We start from the raw sequence: 18357 nt of genomic DNA on the forward strand, positions 1-18357 counted from the left end.
TATATGTCGATGTCATTTATGGAAAAACGTCAGGTTCAAATGCAGCGCCACGAAGTCGCGGGAGAAATTGTGTCGCGACTGAAGACCTTCGAAATGGATCTTGGCCGCGCCCTTTCAAGCGGTTCCGCGCTTGTCGGCTTGCTGCCGGAGGCGCGGTCGCGAGCCAACGTCTCCGATATCGTTGGCGTGGAGGTGATCAGCGATTTTGTCGCGTCCATCTCGCTCGTCAATCAGGCTATGGGCAAGGCAACAAGCGGACACTTGAACCTCGACGAAATACGCCGCGATCTGCGGATTCCTGAAACGCTTGGCGGCGACAAGATTCCGCTCCCGTCGTGGAGCGCCGTGCAGTCGGCAGCAAGTCCTGAAGAGCCGGATGCGATTGCCGGTTGACCGGGAGCCCCGTAATGCTGACCGTACGCCCTGATGATCAGGATATTGATTTTCAACGCCCTTTACATTGTCTCCAGCCTCTTCGCGCTAATCCGCGGAGGAGCGCCGGAGAGGATAGGGGCCGTCATCCTGATCGTCGACTTTCAACTCAGTGCCTGGGTCGTGGAGCCGATGCAAAGCCGCTTCGCCGGTGTGGAATGGCCTATGTTCGCCATCGACTCCGCTGCCTTCGTTGCGCTCTATCTCTTGTCGCTGGTAACAACCCGGTACTGGCCCGCGTGGATGGCAGGAACGCAGGCCTGCGTGGCATTGTCGCACCTGGCGGGATTGCGCTTGGAGATCATTCCCTGGGCCTATGGTACCGTCGTCGCGGTTTGGGCCTATGCCATGCTGATCATGCTTGTGGTTGCGACCTGCCGCCACCGGCAGCGCTTGCGCCGCTATGGCGCCGACCCCGCCTGGGTTTGGCAACTTTCCGCTTCCTATCGGTCCGGTGCGCCGCATGAGGGGCCGGTCGAGGTCGCGTTGGGCTGCGCCGCAAACTGAAGAAACGCCGCGGCGACCACCGACCGTTCGCCGCGAACGCCGTTGCCTGGAATCTCCTGCCGGATCGGCGGCGCTAAGGCCCCTCTAATGTCAGCATTCGACAGGTCCCCCATTTTGCGATCGTCACCGACCGGCCCGTTGTCGTTGAACGCCGCGCACGAAGAGTTTGTAGTTTCCCATTTCGGCGCTCGGCAGCGACCGTCTAAAGGCGCAAAGACCGCGCGCCTTGCTGTGTGGCAAGTGCGCAAAGCCATGAAGCTGATGGCGGACCATATGGCTGACCCGATCGATCTCGGCGAGGTTGCAAGAAGTTGCCGCGTTTCTCGCGGCTATTTCATTGACGCATTCAATGCATCCACCGGACTGACACCGCATCAATGGCTCATCCGCTCACGCCTTCATCGCGCTCAGGAACTGCTCGGGTCGACGGATCTTCCGCTCGCCCAGATTGCACTTGCTTGCGGCTTTTGCGACCAGAGCCATTTCAACCGCACGTTCGCGCGCCGGACGGGAGAAACGCCGGGTCGTTGGCGACGGATTGCGAGGCGGGCGATATAGGGCTGTGCAAACCATATGCACGAGCTGGCCGAGTATCCCGATCCGGCCGGACAGCCACGTCAATTCTTACTCGCTGATCCTGTAATGTATCGAGTAGCTCGTATTTGCCGATGCCATCGCCCTGATGCAGGGCAGGCCGAAGGACCGATCAGGCCTTTAGTGCAATCAATAATTCAAGCCCGGAGCATGCTGACAGAATGGCGCCCGGCTATTCGCGTGCTGCAGGAAGCTCCGCGGTCGCTTCGCCCTTGAGTCCGCGTTCGACAAGGCCAGCAAGAAACTCGGCGAAGGGTGCGATAATCTGCTTGCTGCTCGCCGCCTCGAGGGACGCCATATATTCCTTGCGCCGTTCGACGGGAATGACGGTCCAGGGATACCGGTCAGACTGGGAGCCGGGACAACCCATGGACTGTCAAAGGCGTCATAACCTGATAAGCCGATCGGGACCCGGTTCGCGGACTCCATCAGGGCCAGCAGTCCCTACCGACTGCATCAACAGGTCGGACAGACGACTGCAACCGACCAGAACGCCGAACATCAATTTATGCTTGCAACGCGGGAGCCATCCACAGACGACAGACCACATTCGGCCGTGCCCGGTCGTTGCCGGCAGTGAAATGCGGCCGTTGCCAACTACTGATGCACATATTCAAGGCGCGACAGGCGCGCCCCGATCGCGCCAGCGACACTTTCATGGATATGGGTTGCAAAATCCTTGGGCATGCGGGCGAGGGCCCGTTCGGCGGCGCTTGGCGCCTTCGCAAGAATATCGTCGATCATTGCCCTTATCTGGGTTTTGCCGAACCCCGCTTCGCGCGCGGTTTCGACAAAATGCCGGCCCCAGATGTCGAGAATCTTGTATTTGCGGTTGGTGCCGACCGACATCGCGAGCTTGTAGCGGTTGTTCGGAATCTGCTTCTTGTCGAACGCCGGTTGCGCCGACAGCACGTCGTAAAAAGGGGTGAGGGCAAAGCCGCCGCCAGGGCGTAGATAGATGCTGAAATTCTTGCCGTGCCCGTCGGTCGCGCCGATCAGCCAGAATATGATCTGGCTTTTGAAGAAATCGGCGCGGTCCTTCGCTGGCTCGTCGCTCGCGGCAAGCAGTTTCAAAATGTCGACCGCACTCGGCCCGTTCTGATGGCCGATGACGGTCGACTGATATTTGCGGGTCGGCGGGATACCGAGCGCCTGACAGCAATCTTCCTGCGGAATGCGCAGCAGGTCCTTGTCGCCGCGCCATTGGCGATCGAAACGTTCGACGACGAGCACGCGGCGCTTGCCGAAGGTTGTGATGCGCGTCTGGGCAACGGAGAGGCCGAACTGTTCGAGAAGCGTCAGGCAATAATGCTCGTTGTCGACGCTTGCGGCCATGTCGATGACGCCGGTCGAGGTCGGTATCTCGCCGATCTGAGGCTTAAGGATATGCGTGGTCGGGGTGATGCCGATCGGCTTCATCCATCTTCTCTCGAAATGAAGCAGCGCGGTCTTTTCCTGCGCACCAGCTACCGAAATCCGGAACTCGTGCTCGGGATCGATACCGAGCGGCACGCCGCTAAGATTTGCGAGCATTTTCTCGATCGATTTGTCGCTGATCGGCTTGCCGTGGATGGTGCGATCTCCGTCGCCTTCGTGGTGCGGCAGGAATTGCATCGCGCCAACGCAGTCGCGGCCGATCTGTTCAAGCAGGCTGTAGGCGTCGGTTCCTGCGGCGCTGGTGCGCTCGGCAACTCGCCTCCGGATATTGGGATTATCGGGAAGGAGATTGTCGAACACGGCGACCACGGGCGCGCCGCGGTAGATGGCGCGGCGCAACGGAAGCGAGAGCGAAATCGCGAAGCGATGCTCCCATGCAAGCCAGCTTTCATCGTAACGGAAGCTGATCGCGCCGCTCGTTTCTTTTTCCAGCTGACCCGCAAGACGCCCGTTTATCAGGATGTCGAGCGGGATGTGCGTCTTCTCGCGCGCCATGTCAGAAGATGTCGCCGATATTCTGGTTTCCCTTGGTGCGGGCGCTGATTGCTATGTTGAGATCGAGTGCGGCGAGCACGAGGAGAAGCGTGTCGAGCTTCGTGCCGTCGCTGCCCTGCTCGATACTCGATATGGTTTTCTGATGCTTGCCGATCATCTCGGCAAGCTGCTGCTGCGAGATGCCCTTGCGGGCGCGGGCGTCCTGAATATAGGCGCCTAGCTGCGTAGCGGTTCGTACCATCTGATTCATGCCGTGCCTCCGGGCGTCGATATACCCTTTAAGGTATAAAAACGCAATATACCCTGCAGGGTATAATCCTTCATTACACCCTGCAGGGTATATTGTGCAGCCGGAAGCGGAAATTGGAGCTAGAACGGAAGGGCCACTGCAGAGTATACCAGGGTCAGCGTCGTTCCAATGATAGCGAGAATGGACGGTGGTGCTCGGATCGAGTCGCGCAAAGGGAACCGCTTTGAGCGGCTCAGGTAGGAGGGGGGCGAGCGACTATTCCGATGAAGTGGAGGCGCGAAGCTCCTCGATACGCGCCGTGCAAACCATATGAACGAGTTGCCCGAGGGCCTCGATCTGCTTGGAGAGCCAGGTCAATTCCTCCTCGCTGATCTTGTAGTGTTTTGAGTAGCGCGCTTTCACATAGGCATCCTTCAGCTTCTCGAACCGTGCGCGTTCCTTTTGCGTATCGCGCGGCCAGGCGTCGAACAGGCGCGGGGAGGCGCGCTCGGCTTGCGTGCGGAGAAAGTTGAGATTGTGGACGTGAGGTGTGTAGAAGGTGAGGACGAGGAGGACGCAATGGTACAACTGCTCGGTGGCTTGATGTAGCGAAAACGCAGCGTGCCGATGCTCATTCTGCGAAATGTAGAAAAGAGCTCCTTTTTGAGAGGCTACAGCCAGCGAGAACCATTCTTCAAAATACTCTTCTGCCAATGCAAGCGCCTGACCAGACGCTTTCGGTTTCGGTTTGTGAAGTTCGCTCTCGTCAGCCTGATAGAGGGCGATGCCATCGCGCGCGACGTCCATGAAGAAATACCGGCCATGCGCGAGGCCATCGTTCACTTCTTGGAGGCTGTGGACGATAAAATTGACGGGCGTCTTCAGGGTCTGCGTGATCGCGCGCTCACGGTTGAGCCGTTCCTCCGCGCGTTCCCAATAGGCGACCCGGTCGGTGAGCTCCTTCTGGTTGACGATCACGAGAAGGTCGAAATCCGATTGATAGCCCTTCGCCGTATGCGGCTCGTCGACCCAACCGCCGCGCGCATAGGAGCCGTAGAGAATGACTTTGAGAATGCGGCCGAGCCGGCGGTTGCCAGTCGCCTGGCCATTGGCATCGCCGAATTCCTCGAACAGAATCTGGACGACACGCTCAAGCTCGCGCTGTTTTGCGGGAGGGAGATTATCGAGGTCGGTTTTCACGTCATAAATCTCGTCAGCATCATGTCAGCGGGAAGAGGGAAGGGTCGTCTTCCCAAGGGTTGAAGATGACCGCGCCACTGTGCCGGATATCCTTCGCGTTCCGCGTCACCAAGATCAGGTGATGCTCTACAGCGGTCGCGGCAAGCATCGTATCGATCACAGACGGGGCATGCCCGGTCTGCCGCTTCACTTCGCCCGATATCGCGCCCCAGCGGTATATCACCGCGTCATCGACCGAAAGGATGCGATCGGCGAACCGCGTCGCCAAGGCGTCCCGGGCGACGGCATAGCGTGACCGATCGGGATGGTCCGGTTCGAGCTTGTGGATGCCCTTATCGATCTCCGCGAGCGTCAGGACACTGACGAACATGCGTTGCTCGTGCTGCGTCGACGCCCAGGACTTGACCGATGGCGCGCCACTGGGGCTTGCGAGCGCTGAAACAATATGAGTGTCGAGCAGCCACCCGATCACAACGCAAAATCTCGTCCACGGTCAATCTCGCGCTCCAGATTGAGTCCATCGAGATGAAGCCCTTCTAGGAAGGGCACCAAGGAGAGCTGTTCGGGATTATCAGGCAGGAGCCGGTTGAGCTCAGCCACGCTCATTACTACGACCGCTTCGCGCCCGCGCACCGTAACGCGTTGGGGACCTTCGCTCTCGGCGAGCCGAACAACCTCGCTGAATCGTGCCTTGGCATCCTCCAGCTTCCAGCTCCGCATTCGAACGCCGGGTGCGCCACGAGCAATCTTGCGGGCAACCATACTCACACCTCTTCTGACTAGCTAGTCAGATATAGCGACACCTCGATCGAACGGCAATAGCGGATACAGTATTCGAAGGAGGAGTTGAGGAGGGCAGCACGGCTCGGCTCCATCAGGCGATGCCCGATCGTTTGGATAGCTGCGTATTCAATGGCGTTCCATAAGAGATGCCGCAGATCTTGCGGCAATTTTCATGGGTTGTGAGAGAGGAGGGGGAGGTCTTGTTTGGGGTCGATCCGCCGTCATGATACGAGCCAACCGAGGATGTTCGCTATGGAACAGGAAACACAAGTGCAGGCCGCTCTGGAGGAATCTCCACCCGAATGGCATCACATGATCCTGGTCATCGCCCCGTCAATTTCACGCCAATTCTGTCGGCGAGCAGAACAATCCCGGCAAAAATGGCGGGTTCGTTGACGATGTCGAGTGAAGGGCCATGCGGTGACAACAGCCCGGGATCAATCCGGTCGCCAAACAGAACGATGGCAACCGCCCGGTCATCCTGTCGCGATACCCAGCACAATCCCTTAACATCTGCACATTGCGCATGGATCGCCTCCGCCCAGCTCCGGGTATAGGGATAGCGATCCTTCTCGGTATCGATGAGCTGGGTGCGCGCGACCCCGAGCTTCCGCAGCGCGGTTACCCGCAGGTCCGCCAGCGTCAGGTCGGAGGAACTGGCGAACTGCGAATAGAGATGGCCGCGGAGCTTGCGCTTGGCGACGCTTTTGAGTCCGGGCACAAAAGGGACGTCGTGATAGACGGTTTCCATGGCGGCACAATCGAAGGTCTCACCGCCGTAAATGGTCGGAACCGATTTGCCCTTGGCGTCAAGGATGGGACTGAAACGCGCATTGCCCTTCGGACCGGGATTGAAGACGTCAGCGCCATATGCCTCCGGATGGACCCGGTGTATGATTTTGGTCGTTGGCCAGGTCACCCGGTGTACGAGGGCATCCAGATTTGCCGGAGGTGAAGGAGGGGGAGTGGGCGGCGGCGTGGAGGAAGCGGCCTTCTTCCTAGCCATGCAGCACGCCGGCCACTTCGTCTTGAGCTGCCGCAAGAACGCGATCTGGAGCGCTCAACAGCAAATCCTTTGGTATCTTGCCGTCAAGGAAGCTGTTCACCGAGGCAAACCAGATCGCGACGTCCCATGCGTCAAGTTCGCCGTCGAATAGCGCCAGGATCGGCGCGAGCCCCTTGGCTGGCCGATATCCGCTGTCGGGGTCGAGCGCATAGCCAGGGTAATAGTCACTCCCGTTGCGACGGATCGCGAATATACGGCCCTCGCGTTTCCACTTGTTTGGCTGGGCGCTGGCATTCTGCCCACTGAACCCTGCGATTTCCGAAAGCTGCGCGGCCGTGAGCCAATCCGCAGTTTCCAACACATGCTTGCGTGCCTCGGCGTTCATCCGGGCCTCTGCAAGCAGATGCTGCGGCGGCGGAACCTGCGGTACCAGCGCATCGACAATCGTCTCCAGCGCCTGCTGCTCACGGCGAGCAACGGCAGCGAGCACGAGAGGTGCGATCGCCTGAATCGCCTCTTCGACCGCCTTCGCGAGCTTTTTGTTGCCATGTTCCATGGTGAACGCCACGACTTGATCGTCGCCCGCGGCGTCAAGTTTCCGCCGCACCTCGGAAGCCGTGCCTGCGAGTGTTTCGAAGCCGATTGTCGTCAATTCGGTGGGAAAGGTCGCAGCCATGCGCATGTCCATTGGGATATATTGAATATCCATATACATTGATCTTCAAAATATTCAAGAGAAAGGTTGGATCGACATCGCGAGCGGGAAAGGCGCAATCGAAGTTTGCCGGAATTCCGCAAGATTTGCGGCGATTGTCCCTCGGGGTTGGAGGAAAGATGGAGGAAATTGGTTGGGCTAGGTCAGCCCGCATGATAGGATCTATCCGGGATCAATCGAGATGACACGCGAAATTCAAACGACGGATAGCGAGGAAGAAAATCCTCCGGAAAGGGTGCAACGGGCGCCCTTGTCCGCTTATCTTTGGCGCCCATGGTACGCTCGGCTCTGGTGGGTGGCGATCCCCGCCTATTGGGCGGGAATGGCGCTTTCGTCGCAAGTGCCGCTGATCGCGGATTTCTATGATCTCGCACTTGCCGGCTATCTCAACGTCTTCTTCTTTCCGCCGACCGCACTCATGGTGCTCGGGCTGGGCTTTGCGCAAGAGCGGATAGGCCCTTTCGATTGGTCCGGCGACTATGATCCCCACGAACGGTTCGGTCCGGAACGTGGACCAAGCGGCTTGCCCTGTTACGTGGATCCGCTCGACCCGCGCTCGGGTCCTCTCTGGATTGGCCACAAGCGGCACTGAAGGTGGCGCCTTACTTGCGTTCCTTGAATTCGGAGTTACCATCGGTCCAGCCGTTGTCGAGGTCGGTCGAGAAGCTTCCGCTGTTCAAGACTGATCGCTGCTCGATCGATGTCAGGGGTCCAGTAATGTCATCCGTCCCGCGGCTCGCATCGGCCTGCCGGAGATAACGGTTTCGCAGGCCATCACTGCCGAGGACCTCGCGCGACAGAGCAGAGCTGAAGGCCTTCTCGGGGACGGACGACCTAGCCGCCGCACGCTCGGCCTTGGCGATCGCATCGCGAACATCATAGTTCACGATATCAAGATTGGCATTGGCATCTTCGGTGGAATTGCCCATGTCGCTGCTCGAACCGCCGAGGCCGGCTCCGGATCGGCCATAATGATCTTTGCTGGGCGATTGACGGTTGCCCGCACGCGGCGCTGCGGCCGCGCCTCGGCTTCCGGCTCCGCCCGAGATCTCGGCGTCGATCGTCGAACCCATGGTAATGCTGTCGCTGGCGCTCCGCGTGATCGACCGCTGCCATCCTGTCTGGACCATGATCGCCTGCACGTCGCGCTGAAGCGTGTCGGCGACCTGCGGCTTGAGGCGCCAATCGCCGTTGCGGTCCATCTCGAATCCGCCCTTGAGCCACCCTTCCATCGCGCGCTGCCCTTCCGCGCCGCCGCCGAGGAAATGCTCGATCGTGTCGGGTCCGGCCTGTTTGCCCGCCTCGAACCGCGTACTCGTGTCGCTCCGCGCAGATTGCTGATAGCTCGCGCTGCTTGATACAAGCAGATCGTTATTCGCGAAGCTGAAACGCGCATGGCCGCCATTGGCGAGCGCGCCATATTGGCTGTCGTTGATGAGCCCGGCCTGGTGGAATTGTGCGGCCTGCGCCGCTGTGAGGTTGAGACCGAGATCGCCATTCTGCGCGAGCGCAAGGTCGCGCTTGGACATGGTGATGCCCTGCGCGCGGAGCAGCCCCTGCATACGGGTAAGCCGCTCCTTGTCGACGATGCTCGTGGTCCGCTCGTTGCGCGCGCGATCGGCGATCCCGGCAGCGCCGCCAGCGGCCATATCGACCTGATTGCCCGCCGTGCGGCTGAGCGCCTGGATGAAGCTGTCGAGCTGCGCGGCTTCGCGGGTCGAAACGCCGGCGGCGGCAGCGCCCTGCGCGAACCCGAAATTGTCCGACTGCCGCCGCTGTTCGCCGACCCGCGCCGCCGCGCGGGTGCCGCTGGTCCCGACCTCGCGCTGCGCATCGAGCTTGCCCGACCGCTCGGCGAAGTCATAGCCGGCTGCCTCACGAGTGCGTCCATAGACGCTTGTGCCCTCGCGCCCGGCCTCGGCCGTCGCCCCGTCGGCGGTTCCAACCGAGACCGAGGCATTATATTGCTCGAGCGCGCGCATGACCTGCGCTTCATTGCGACCCGTCGACCGCGCGAGCTGCGTAATCGCGCTGCTGCGCGCCTCGCCCGACAAGGCGTTGATGAAGGAGACGCGCCGGGCGGTTTCGTCAAGCGGAAGGCCGAGCATGCCCGCCGCACCACGCTGACCCTGATTGCTGCCGGTCCGCCACGCCTGTTCGGTCGCGACATTCGCGCGCTCGACGCCAGCAACATCTTCCCCTGCGAAGTCCCTGCGTCCAGCCATCGCGCCAGCCTGGACCTGTGCGGCGGTGAGGTCGTTCGCGATCATCCGCTCCTGGTCATAGGCATTGGCTATGAGCTTCGCGAAGGTCGGGTCGGCCTGCGCTTCGCCGATGACACCCGACGCCTTCAGCGCCGCATCCTCCTTCGAATAGCCGTTGCGCTCGAAATGACGCGTGGCGGCCTGCTGCATCATCCCATAGGCGCGCTGATCGCCGAACGCACGCCATTGTACCAGGTTCTGGGCAAAGGAGGCAAAGGCACGTTCACCTGCTTCGCCCTTGCCGAAATAGGTCGTGCCGAGCGAACGAAGCGCATCCTGCTGCGCGAACTGGTGGATAGCGCTGGTCGCCGCGCTCGCCTGGACCGCGCGTGCCACATCCGGATCGGCGAGATCGCGCCCGGCAAGCGCGGGGGCAAGGCCGCCGAGCGCGCGCGATCCCTCGATCCCGCCCAGCGCCATGGCCGTACCGCCGGGGGTGCCGGGCCGTTCACCGAGGATGCGGCCCGCCTCGCCGAAGGAGCGGTGGGCGCTGAATGTCGTGCGCTCGCCGAAATCGCCGAAGCTCGACGCCGCCGAGGCGCGGGCGCGTGTCCCGAGCGCGGAGGCTTGTGCCTCCAGTGCCGACGCCTGCCCTTCAGGGGTGGCCATCGGTGCGGCCGCGGCCGCCGCGCCGCCGGCAATCCCTTGTGCGCCGTGGGTGAAGGACGAGAAGACGTTTCCGCTGAACCGGAAGATCGTGAACACGAAGGCCCCGGCGATCCCGGCCGCCGCCGTCCGGAAGGTCCCGAACACCGCGAGCGCCTTCATGGCCGAGGACGGCGCGAGCAACCAGGCGTTCGCCGCGAGTCCGTTCGCGCGCACCTCTTCGAGCGCCGCCATGGCCCGCCCCAGCGTGAGCTGATGAATGCCGGCATCGATCACGCCCCAGAGCGCGACAAAGACGAACAGCCCGAGCGCGAAGCTTGCGACCCGGAGATTGATCGGGGTCAGGATGAAGAGAAGCGCGACCGGGATCATGAACAGCATGATCCCGAACACCGTCGCGCGGATTGTCGGCATCCATTCATTGGCGACCGACAAAGTCGCGAGCCCGTTCGACATGACCGCGCGATTGGCCATCACGCGCGCCGCGCTCGCGGGCGAGTCCTCGAACAGGACATCGCCTACCGTATTGCCGAGCAGCACGTGGGTCATGAGCGCTTGGGTGGTAAGCGGGTGGCCGAGCATCATCTGGCCGAGATCGCCAAGCTGTTGCCGACAGCGCGCCAGCTGCTGCGCGCTGCCGACGTCATAGCCGGTTCGCGAGCAAATCTGCTTTGTGTAGCCATCGAACAGCGTCGGGTCGGACAGGCGATCCGAAATATGGGTCCAGGCGTCCGAACAGCTCATCGTCGACCCACCCTTGTCGGCGGCGGTAAAGACCGTCGAGAAGGTCGCCGGCCCCGCCATCGCCGCGAACGCTTCAGGAAGGTCGGTTGCTGTGTGAAACAATTTATCGTCGTCGACGCCATAGGCCGCAGATACCCTGGCGACCGGATAGCATTGCCGGACATAATCCTTGATCGTGGCATCGAGGAAGGTGTCGGTCATCGGCCCGCGCGGGCTCACCGCGTTGAGCAGCAGATCGAAGCCGTGGCCGCCGGCGCCGAACTCGATCTTGGCACCCGGATCGAGCGTATTGTCGTCGATCGTCTCGACGATCGCGCGCTCGATCATGTTCGTGGCGCCCGCCACCAGCACCAGCAAATTGGGGACGTCGCCAACCGGCTGGTAGGCGTTGCGCACCCGGTCATAGACATGGACCGTGCCCGTGGTCGCGATAAGGCCCACGAACAGGCCAATGCCGAACAACATCTGGAAACCGAACCCGACGAGGCCGATTCCCGAGCCGCGAACGCTCGCGATGACCGCGCCGAGCGCGATCCCGGCGGTCGCGATGATCAGGACCAACGTCTCATAGCGTGGATCGGCGAAGATCATCGAGACGAGCCGGAACGCATCGACCGTCTCGGCGAAGCCATTATAAGTGTGGAAGCTCGTATCGATCGCCCAGGCGGGACCGGCGGCGAGAAGGGCGGGAAGTCCGGCGCTCAGGCGAAGAAGGCGGCGCATTGCGGTCGCCCTCGTCACGGATTGCGCGAAGCGGCGGTGCCGGCGGCGTCGCGAGCATCGCGGTCGCGCTCTCGCACCAGTCCCGCATAGCTCGCCGAAAGGTTCGCCGCCGACATCGCAGCCAGATAGCTCTGCCGCATCTGTGCACGCTGGCGCAGCACCTCGTCGCGCAGGTCGCGGAGTTGTTCGAGGCCCTTGGACAGGATTCTGGTCTGGCAAACATTCGCGTTGTTGGCGTCGGCCGCGCCCGCCGCGGCCGATCCGCGTTCGGCGTTGGTGAGGGCATAATCGATCGTGCGGGTAAGATCGTTGAGCATCTGGTAGGCGAGCGTAAGCGCCACCAGTTCGTCGGTGTCGGCGATGACGGAATCGACAACGCCCTGACGGACGCCCCATTCGAGCATGCGATAGACAGGAAGAGTGCGAACATTCGCGACGAACTGGCGCTCCTCGGGGCTGAGCGCCGCGCGGGTCCGGATCTTGGTGGCGATCGACTGCATCCGCTCGCGCGCCAGGAGGAGCGCCCCTCGGCCCGCTCCATCCTGTGAGCAGTCGGCGCCGGTCGGCGGCACGCTGAGCGAGCGCCGCTGGACCTTGCCGGTCAGGAAATCCTGCGCGCTCTCGCTGTCCTGCGCCGGGCATTGCGGAATGGCCGTGAACAACGGAACCTTGTCCGACGGGTCCCAGCGCATATAGACGTCGCCGACCCGGGCGCGCATCACGCCCGTCCATTCGCCGGCACCGACCCGCTGCGCGGCATGGGCGAGGAGTGAGCCCGTGCGGAAGATGTCGGTGACCTCACGCGGACAATTGGCGAGCGCGTCTTTCAGATCCTCGGTCGGGTTGTTGTTGTTCGCCTGGATTTTCTCTCGGCTCTGCTGATAGCTTTTCGCATAGCCCTGCTTGATCGAGCGATAGCCGGTCATCTCCTCGATGATCCCCGACATATTGTCGTCGCCCTTGGCGATCTGGACCATGCGGTTGGCAAGGCGGCAGTCGTTGACCTGGATCGAGTTCAGGAAATTGGTCGCCGCCTCCATCTTCGAGATGATGTTGCCCATCTTCTCGTCGAGGGTTTCCAGAAGATATTGGAATGCGACCGCCGGTGCCGCCTGGAGGATGCTCTCGAGTTTCTGGACGAGATATTCGGGGTCGAGGAAGGACATGCCGCCCAGGAACATGTCAATGCCGCCGCAGCCCGCACGCACCTTGGGCAGGCTGATCGACATGAGATAATCATTATGGACGTCGACCCGCCCCGACATGCCGCCGGCGGTCACATAGCCGCGCGTCTGGTCCTCGAACGAGCCCGGCGAGGTATAAGTGACATTGTCGAACCAGCTCTCGGCCCAGCTTTGGGCGTGTGCAGGCGCCGAGCCAAAGCCGGCGAACAAGGCGAGGGCTGCCAGGATCGTGCGGGGAGGGGAGGTGGACATGGCGGGTTTCCTTTGGAAGGCAAAGATCCCGCTCCCGGCCCGCCAAGCCCGGTTCGCAGGGTGATGAGGCATCCGATATCATCCTTGCATTTTCGGAATATAACTCCGAATATACAAGGATAATTGAACGCAGAATCAAGCAGGAGCTCGCGGAGCGCCTCGGCGAGGTGCCCGCTGTCGCGTTGCTTGGGCCGCGGCAGTTTGGCAAGACGACGCTTGCCCACGAAATAGCGGAGGGGCGCCCTTCGATTTATCTCGATCTCGAATCGGACGCCGACCGGGCGAAGCTTGCTGATCCGGAGTTCTATCTCGCGGCCCATGAGGAACAGCTCGTCATTCTCGACGAGGTTCATCGCATGCCCGGCATCTTCCAGATCCTGCGCGGGCTCGTTGATCGCGGACGCCGAAAGGGTCTTCGCGCCGGTCGCTTCCTTCTCTTGGGCGCGGCTTCGATAGACCTGCTCGCTTAATCCGGGGAAAGCCTTGCGGGCCATATCAGCTATCTCGAAATGCGTCCGCTCGATGCTCTCGAAGTCCCGCCGAAGGATCTCGACCGGCTTTGGGTGCGCGGCGGCTTCCCCGACAGTTTTCTGGCAATCAGCGACCGAGTGAGCCAGCGCTTGCGGCAGGATTTTGTTCGCACCTATCTCGAACGCGACATTCCGATGCTGGGACCACGCATCGCGGCGGAAACGCTGCGGCGTTTCTGGACGATGCTTGCGCATCACCAGTCGGGATTGCTCAACGCATCGGACTTCGCGCGCAGCCTCGGCGTGGATTCCAAGACCGTCGCGGGATATCTTGACCTGCTCGTAGATCTGCTGCTCGTCCGGCGGCTTGAGCCTTGGCACAGCAATGGTTCCAAGCGCCTGGTCAAGTCGCCGCGCGTTTATGTTCGCGACAGCGGCCTGGTGCACAATCTGCTCGGCCTGACGACTCTTGACGACATATTGGGACATCCCGTCGCTGGGGCCAGCTGGGAAGGCTTCGTCATCGAAACCATGATCGCGGCCGCGCCTGAAGGGAGCACCGCGAACTTCTATCGGACGGTCGCCGGTGCAGAAATCGATCTTCTGCTGACCCTTCCGGGCGGTGCGCTCTGGGCGATCGAAATCAAGCGCAGCCTCGCTCCGAAAATGGAGCGCGGATTCTACAGCGCGTGCGAAGACCTTAAGCCCCAACGCAAGATTGCGATCTATCCCGGCGCTGAGGCCTTCCCGTTGAAGGAGGGGGTAGAGGCGATGCCCCTCCCATTCGCAGCGCAGGAATTGCTGTCGCTCGGCGGCTGACCACCCGTTCCGGGAGCGGCGGACGTTGTTCGTGGTCACCGGGAGCTGGCCCGCGCGGGCACGCCGACTATGCCGGTGAATTTGGACATGGCGCGGACCCCGACATCGGGGCGCACGCCCGTCGCCATCTTCGCCGCGAGATAGAGATTGCGCGCGAGGTTGGGACGATGATCGGTCCCGACCGCGACCGGGATCGTGCGATTGACGTCCGCGAGCGGGCGAACCCAGGCCACGGGGTGTCCGACCCAGGGAAGCCCGAGACGCCCGGAGCGCAGCATAGCTTCTTGCGAACCGATCGTCCGGACCTGCCAGCCATAGTGCCGGCCGAGTGCAACGAGCTTGGTCCAGAGGTCCGCGCAGGGAAGGCAGCCCGGCGCGGTGCTCATCTCGATTGTGAAAGCTTGGCCGTGGCCGCTAAGCGTACTCGTGAAATCGTCCGGGAAGTCGCGGGTGACGGGAACGCGTGACAGCCAGGTCTGCATCGCACCGTTATCGCGAACCGGATGGATAGCCGCGCGCATCGCGTCTTCGCGTGACACGGTCTGAGCGGTTGCGGCCGATCCGATCGCGAACACGAGACCGGGAATGCCGAGCAGGATATGGAAGAGGGTCACGGTTCGACGCCCACGTGGGTCTCGACGAGATCGCCGCCGATTACGCGCGGGTCCGTGGCCGAAACCGGGCCATTGCCCAGCGCATCGAAGAAGCCGGCATCCTCGCCGGGGCCGGTCATGAACTGCTCGGGGCGGATGTCTCCGCGCAGGAGCCGGACCGCCTGATAGGCCATCTGCGAAAGGTTGGGATAGGCCTCGACCCCCGAGGCGATGACCATGCGCTGCTGGCTGCCCCGGCGGATCACCATGGTGGTCGGCGTCACCTCGACGCCAAAGCGGCGGCCGACGTCAGGCCGACTGCCGAGATCGACGAGCGTGACCTGCCAGCCCATCTCTTCCTGGAAGCGCTGGATGATCGGCCATTGGACGCGGCAATAGCCGCAGGTCGTACGCGAGAACATGACGAGCGCGAATTCGCCGGCATGGCTTCTGAGATAGGCGCGGCGGATGCTGTCCTTCTCGGCGGTGAGCCCGGATCGTGCGTCACCGACCATGGGATTGGCGGATTTCGAGTTGAGCTCGGGGTGCTGGAGCATCGCGATCTGCGTCACCCCGGCGAAGGCGCGCGCCTTGCGCCGGGCAAAGTCCTGGAGCCGCCAGAAGTCCGCCACCGCATCAACGGTCAAAACCGTCGCAGCATAGTCGCGCTGTTGCTCGATGAGCTTGCGGATCTTGGCTGGCGTCCAGGTCGCCAACTCCTTCATCGGTGGAATCACGGGTTTGGTGAGCGCCTCCGGATTCTTGTCGTCCGCCTTCTTCGGCTCTGGCGTCTCGTACCACCAATAGCCCTGCTTCGCTGGCGGAGCGATGACCACGGTTTGCGCCATGGCGATCACGGGCAAACCGCAAAGCGAGCAAGCCAGTAGTAGCGCGCGCCGCGACGGCATTACACTGACTTGGGAGGATGCCCGCTTTTCGAAAGCGCGGTGTTTGGTGACGAGATATGTCATGCCGACATCGTGCGGATCGAGCGACGGCGCGACAAGAAGGGGGGCACTTCAGTGCCGTTTGTAACTCATTATGCACCAAAAGGACCAAAATGCGCACAATGGGAGCATGAGTGGTTTCATGTGCCCGCCGACGTCATCAGATTTTGTCCTGCAAATCCGAAAATCGAAAAATCGCAGGATAAAACCCTGATACACGCTCAATGGGATTTGTATAAGTATCTATATATAGGCAATTTATCCAGCAATTGACAGAATCCAGTATTCGCAGGATAAATTGCCGATGGCGATCAGGGCATTTTCCGATGAACAGGCGAGGGCGCTCATCAATTTGCGCCGACGCTACGAGGTCTGGATTGAGGCCGAGCGAGGCCTGGCCCAGCTTCCCTATGGCCTCGCGCGGAAGGAAGTTGGCGGGCGAGCCTATCTTTATGAAATCCGCGACCGCAAGGGCAATGGCAAGAGCCTTGGACCATGGTCGGATGCCCAGGCCGCGCAACTCGAAGCCTATCGTGATGAGAAAGAAGGCCTGAAGGCCCGAGCCGCCGCAAGTCGATCGGCGCTCGATGAAAGCGCTTCGATCGCACGCGTCTTGCGCGTGCCAATGATCGCCAACGAAGCCGGTCCCATTTTGCGCGAGGCCGATCGGCGAGGGCTGCTGGGTGGCGCGCTGCTCGTCGTGGGAACCAATGCAGTTGCTGCCTACGCACTTGAGGCCGGCGGCTTCATTCCCGAACTTCCCGACGAGGCTGCCGACTTCGATCTCGCTTGGACCGAGATCGATCCCCAACAGGATGCACAGATCGTCTGGAATTTGCTGAAAGCCGTCGATGCGACATTCACGGTCAACACCGGGCGTAGCTTTCAGGCGCGCAACGCCAAGGCCTATGAGGTCGAAATCCTCGCCGCTCCTTCGCGTGCGGCCAATATGGCACGTACCGATCGGCCGCAGCCGATTCCGCTTCCCGAACAGGAATGGCTGCTTGAGGGGAGACCCGTCGACCAGGTCGTCATCTGCCGCAATGGCAGCCCGGCACGCATCGTTGCGCCCGATCCGCGCTGGTTTGCGCTCCAGAAGCTGTGGATGTCCGGGCAATCGAAGCGTCACCCGCTCAAGCGTGGCAAGGACCTGAAGCAGGCGCTGCTTCTCCTCGATGCTGTTGCCGAGGCTATGCCGCACTATCCACTCGACGATGCCTTCGAAGCGGCGCTGCCCGGCGAACTTGCGCCTTATTATGTCCGTTGGGCCGAGCGGCGCCCACAGCCGCGATCGCCGGACTGGTAGGCCGTGCGCGGTAACATCGCGAAGACCCGACAGACAGCAACGGACTTTGACGCGAAATGGTCAGATTGAAGGGCGACCAGGCATCATCGTGGAGCGAAGCGGGACTGTTCCTCCCCTCACGAAGCATGGAAGCCACTCGACCGCTCTGCGAACCCTCGACTTAAATCAGCCGCGTCATTCGCTTGAGCTTTGTGATTGGCGGAAGCCCGAAATAGCAGCTGTCGAATCCTTTGGGGTGATGCGAGCCGACATAGATTATGCCCGGCGGCACGATACCGCTCCATTGCATATGATCGAGCTTTATCCCGCTGGACCTTGCCAATTGCGGTAACTGTCTCTATCTTACCGATGTCTTACTTGGAGGAAGTTTCCGTGGGCGTGCATGAACGGTTGACCACGATTGTATCGACCAAAGGGCAGATCATCCTGCCGAAGACCATTCGCGATCAACGCCATTGGCCTGCTGGCACACGGCTAACGGTCGAGGATACTGCCGAGGGCGTGCTCCTTAAGCCAGTCCCCGTTTTCCCCGCATCCAGCATCGATTCTGTGTTCGGTTCCCTGCCATATAAGGGACCCGCCTTGTCGATTGATGACATGCACGAAGCGATCTCGCGCGAGGCGAAACGACGTGCGCGCGATTGACACCAATATCATCGTTCGCTTTCTCACCGCCGACGATAAAAAGCAGGCAAAGGCCGCCCGTGCGGCGATCGAGGCCGGGGACATCTTCATCGCGACGACGGTCCTGCTCGAAAGCGAATGGGTCCTTCGCAGCGGCTATGATTTCACACCCGCTCAGATCGCTGGGGGCTTGCGCAACCTGGCTGGTCTCCCCGGCCTCACGCTGGAGGAACCTCTTGTACTTGTGCAGGCACTGGATTGGATGGTGGAGGGGATGGACTTCGCCGATGCCTTGCATTTGGCCAAGTCCGACGACTGCACTGCATTTCTGACCTTCGATCGCAAATTTGTGAAGGCAGCCAAGGGACTCTCGCCGATTCAGGTCGAAATCCCCTGATTCTATCGGCGTGAAAAGGACCCGCAAGGG

Annotated in this window: 21 protein-coding genes; 9 read left to right on the top strand and 12 right to left on the bottom strand. The window is 61.5% G+C overall.

Annotated elements, in window-relative coordinates; all coding sequences use genetic code 11:
* Window positions 1-3 precede the first annotated feature (3 nt).
* From ATE70_RS03050 to ATE70_RS24075, 3 genes are all read left to right on the top strand, one after another.
* Window positions 4-393: a hypothetical protein gene (locus ATE70_RS03050; protein WP_156417083.1), complete on the top strand. Its 390-nt coding sequence runs from the start codon at window positions 4-6 to the stop codon at window positions 391-393.
* 33 nt (window positions 394-426) lie between these two features.
* Window positions 427-939 carry a hypothetical protein gene (locus tag ATE70_RS03055; RefSeq protein ID WP_058536450.1) on the top strand — a complete coding sequence of 171 codons (513 nt, stop codon included), beginning with the start codon at window positions 427-429 and terminating at the stop codon, window positions 937-939.
* Between the two features lie 144 nt (window positions 940-1083).
* Entirely contained in the window at window positions 1084-1497 is a 414-nt protein-coding gene (locus tag ATE70_RS24075; protein WP_197411363.1) for a helix-turn-helix domain-containing protein, read from the top strand.
* Between the two features lie 208 nt (window positions 1498-1705).
* Here the strand turns inward: ATE70_RS24075 and ATE70_RS25595 are convergent, their stop codons facing one another.
* The 8 genes from ATE70_RS25595 to ATE70_RS03095 form a co-directional block, all read right to left on the bottom strand.
* The gene (locus tag ATE70_RS25595) at window positions 1706-1831 is read right to left on the bottom strand and encodes a hypothetical protein (protein WP_269433256.1); all 126 of its coding nucleotides are present in this window, start codon (window positions 1829-1831) and stop codon (window positions 1706-1708) included.
* A gap of 299 nt (window positions 1832-2130) precedes the next feature.
* Window positions 2131-3465 (bottom strand): type II toxin-antitoxin system HipA family toxin, encoded by a 1335-nt coding sequence (locus ATE70_RS03065; RefSeq protein WP_058536452.1) that lies wholly within the window; start codon window positions 3463-3465, stop codon window positions 2131-2133.
* 1 nt (window position 3466) lies between these two features.
* Window positions 3467-3715, bottom strand: coding sequence for a helix-turn-helix domain-containing protein (locus ATE70_RS03070; protein ID WP_058536453.1), 249 nt, complete (start codon window positions 3713-3715; stop codon window positions 3467-3469).
* A gap of 255 nt (window positions 3716-3970) precedes the next feature.
* Window positions 3971-4894 (bottom strand): nucleotidyltransferase and HEPN domain-containing protein, encoded by a 924-nt coding sequence (locus ATE70_RS03075; protein ID WP_058536454.1) that lies wholly within the window; start codon window positions 4892-4894, stop codon window positions 3971-3973.
* A 19-nt stretch (window positions 4895-4913) separates the two neighbouring features.
* Window positions 4914-5366, bottom strand: coding sequence for a type II toxin-antitoxin system VapC family toxin (locus tag ATE70_RS03080; RefSeq protein WP_058536455.1), 453 nt, complete (start codon window positions 5364-5366; stop codon window positions 4914-4916).
* The gene (locus tag ATE70_RS03085) at window positions 5363-5656 is read right to left on the bottom strand and encodes a type II toxin-antitoxin system prevent-host-death family antitoxin (RefSeq protein ID WP_082639250.1); all 294 of its coding nucleotides are present in this window, start codon (window positions 5654-5656) and stop codon (window positions 5363-5365) included. The genes ATE70_RS03080 and ATE70_RS03085 overlap by 4 nt, the downstream gene beginning before the upstream one ends.
* A 343-nt stretch (window positions 5657-5999) precedes the next feature.
* Window positions 6000-6683 (bottom strand): RES family NAD+ phosphorylase, encoded by a 684-nt coding sequence (locus ATE70_RS03090; protein WP_058536457.1) that lies wholly within the window; start codon window positions 6681-6683, stop codon window positions 6000-6002.
* On the bottom strand, window positions 6676-7392 hold the full coding sequence (locus ATE70_RS03095) for a hypothetical protein (protein WP_231732558.1): 717 nt from the start codon (window positions 7390-7392) through the stop codon (window positions 6676-6678). The genes ATE70_RS03090 and ATE70_RS03095 overlap by 8 nt, the downstream gene beginning before the upstream one ends.
* 187 nt (window positions 7393-7579) lie before the next feature.
* Here ATE70_RS03095 and ATE70_RS03100 point away from each other — a divergent pair, with 187 nt between their 5' ends.
* Window positions 7580-7990, top strand: coding sequence for a hypothetical protein (locus ATE70_RS03100; protein WP_082639248.1), 411 nt, complete (start codon window positions 7580-7582; stop codon window positions 7988-7990).
* A 10-nt stretch (window positions 7991-8000) separates the two neighbouring features.
* Here the strand turns inward: ATE70_RS03100 and ATE70_RS03105 are convergent, their stop codons facing one another.
* Together ATE70_RS03105 and ATE70_RS03110 are read right to left on the bottom strand one after the other, a co-directional pair.
* Window positions 8001-11735 (bottom strand): conjugal transfer protein TraG N-terminal domain-containing protein, encoded by a 3735-nt coding sequence (locus ATE70_RS03105; RefSeq protein ID WP_058536459.1) that lies wholly within the window; start codon window positions 11733-11735, stop codon window positions 8001-8003.
* Window positions 11736-11749: 14 nt separating this feature from the next.
* The gene (locus ATE70_RS03110) at window positions 11750-13171 is read right to left on the bottom strand and encodes a conjugal transfer protein TraH (protein ID WP_058536460.1); all 1422 of its coding nucleotides are present in this window, start codon (window positions 13169-13171) and stop codon (window positions 11750-11752) included.
* A gap of 167 nt (window positions 13172-13338) precedes the next feature.
* Here ATE70_RS03110 and ATE70_RS25090 point away from each other — a divergent pair, with 167 nt between their 5' ends.
* Window positions 13339-13641, top strand: coding sequence for an AAA family ATPase (locus ATE70_RS25090; protein WP_197411364.1), 303 nt, complete (start codon window positions 13339-13341; stop codon window positions 13639-13641).
* A gap of 39 nt (window positions 13642-13680) precedes the next feature.
* Window positions 13681-14460, top strand: a complete 780-nt coding sequence (locus ATE70_RS03115) for an ATP-binding protein (RefSeq protein WP_197411365.1) — start codon at window positions 13681-13683, stop codon at window positions 14458-14460.
* A 35-nt stretch (window positions 14461-14495) separates the two neighbouring features.
* On the opposite strand, the gene ATE70_RS03120 is transcribed toward ATE70_RS03115, so the two are convergent.
* Window positions 14496-15074, bottom strand: coding sequence for a hypothetical protein (locus tag ATE70_RS03120; protein ID WP_231732559.1), 579 nt, complete (start codon window positions 15072-15074; stop codon window positions 14496-14498).
* Window positions 15071-15961: a conjugal transfer protein TraF gene (locus ATE70_RS03125; RefSeq protein WP_058536461.1), complete on the bottom strand. Its 891-nt coding sequence runs from the start codon at window positions 15959-15961 to the stop codon at window positions 15071-15073. Before ATE70_RS03125 ends, ATE70_RS03120 begins: the two co-directional genes overlap by 4 nt.
* Before the next feature lie 343 nt (window positions 15962-16304).
* Between ATE70_RS03125 and ATE70_RS03130 the strand changes: the two genes are divergently transcribed.
* The 3 genes from ATE70_RS03130 (at window position 16305) to ATE70_RS03140 (ending at window position 18327) form a co-directional block, all read left to right on the top strand.
* Window positions 16305-17306 (top strand): GSU2403 family nucleotidyltransferase fold protein, encoded by a 1002-nt coding sequence (locus tag ATE70_RS03130; protein WP_058536462.1) that lies wholly within the window; start codon window positions 16305-16307, stop codon window positions 17304-17306.
* 357 nt (window positions 17307-17663) lie between these two features.
* Window positions 17664-17951, top strand: coding sequence for an AbrB/MazE/SpoVT family DNA-binding domain-containing protein (locus tag ATE70_RS03135; RefSeq protein WP_231740052.1), 288 nt, complete (start codon window positions 17664-17666; stop codon window positions 17949-17951).
* The gene (locus ATE70_RS03140) at window positions 17938-18327 is read left to right on the top strand and encodes a type II toxin-antitoxin system VapC family toxin (protein ID WP_058536464.1); all 390 of its coding nucleotides are present in this window, start codon (window positions 17938-17940) and stop codon (window positions 18325-18327) included. The genes ATE70_RS03135 and ATE70_RS03140 overlap by 14 nt, the downstream gene beginning before the upstream one ends.
* Window positions 18328-18357: the final 30 nt, after the last annotated feature.

The organism is Sphingopyxis sp. H053 (assembly GCF_001468225.1).
Classification (GTDB): Bacteria; Pseudomonadota; Alphaproteobacteria; order Sphingomonadales; family Sphingomonadaceae; genus Sphingopyxis.

Excerpts from the sequence above, each read along its gene's own strand:
- ATE70_RS03105 (WP_058536459.1), bottom strand. The coding sequence starts at position 11,735 with ATGCGCCGCCTTCTTCGCCTGAGCGCCGGACTTCCCGCCCTTCTCGCC.
- ATE70_RS03115 (WP_197411365.1), top strand. The coding sequence starts at position 13,681 with ATGCGTCCGCTCGATGCTCTCGAAGTCCCGCCGAAGGATCTCGACCGG.
- ATE70_RS03050 (WP_156417083.1), top strand. The coding sequence starts at position 4 with ATGTCGATGTCATTTATGGAAAAACGTCAGGTTCAAATGCAGCGCCAC.
- ATE70_RS03070 (WP_058536453.1), bottom strand. The coding sequence starts at position 3,715 with ATGAATCAGATGGTACGAACCGCTACGCAGCTAGGCGCCTATATTCAG.
- ATE70_RS03095 (WP_231732558.1), bottom strand. The coding sequence starts at position 7,392 with ATGGATATTCAATATATCCCAATGGACATGCGCATGGCTGCGACCTTT.
- ATE70_RS03090 (WP_058536457.1), bottom strand. The coding sequence starts at position 6,683 with ATGGCTAGGAAGAAGGCCGCTTCCTCCACGCCGCCGCCCACTCCCCCT.
- ATE70_RS03125 (WP_058536461.1), bottom strand. The coding sequence starts at position 15,961 with ATGCCGTCGCGGCGCGCGCTACTACTGGCTTGCTCGCTTTGCGGTTTG.
- ATE70_RS03100 (WP_082639248.1), top strand. The coding sequence starts at position 7,580 with ATGACACGCGAAATTCAAACGACGGATAGCGAGGAAGAAAATCCTCCG.
- ATE70_RS03130 (WP_058536462.1), top strand. The coding sequence starts at position 16,305 with ATGGCGATCAGGGCATTTTCCGATGAACAGGCGAGGGCGCTCATCAAT.
- ATE70_RS03065 (WP_058536452.1), bottom strand. The coding sequence starts at position 3,465 with ATGGCGCGCGAGAAGACGCACATCCCGCTCGACATCCTGATAAACGGG.
- ATE70_RS03110 (WP_058536460.1), bottom strand. The coding sequence starts at position 13,171 with ATGTCCACCTCCCCTCCCCGCACGATCCTGGCAGCCCTCGCCTTGTTC.
- ATE70_RS25595 (WP_269433256.1), bottom strand. The coding sequence starts at position 1,831 with ATGGCGTCCCTCGAGGCGGCGAGCAGCAAGCAGATTATCGCACCCTTC.
- ATE70_RS03055 (WP_058536450.1), top strand. The coding sequence starts at position 427 with ATGATCAGGATATTGATTTTCAACGCCCTTTACATTGTCTCCAGCCTC.
- ATE70_RS03085 (WP_082639250.1), bottom strand. The coding sequence starts at position 5,656 with ATGGTTGCCCGCAAGATTGCTCGTGGCGCACCCGGCGTTCGAATGCGG.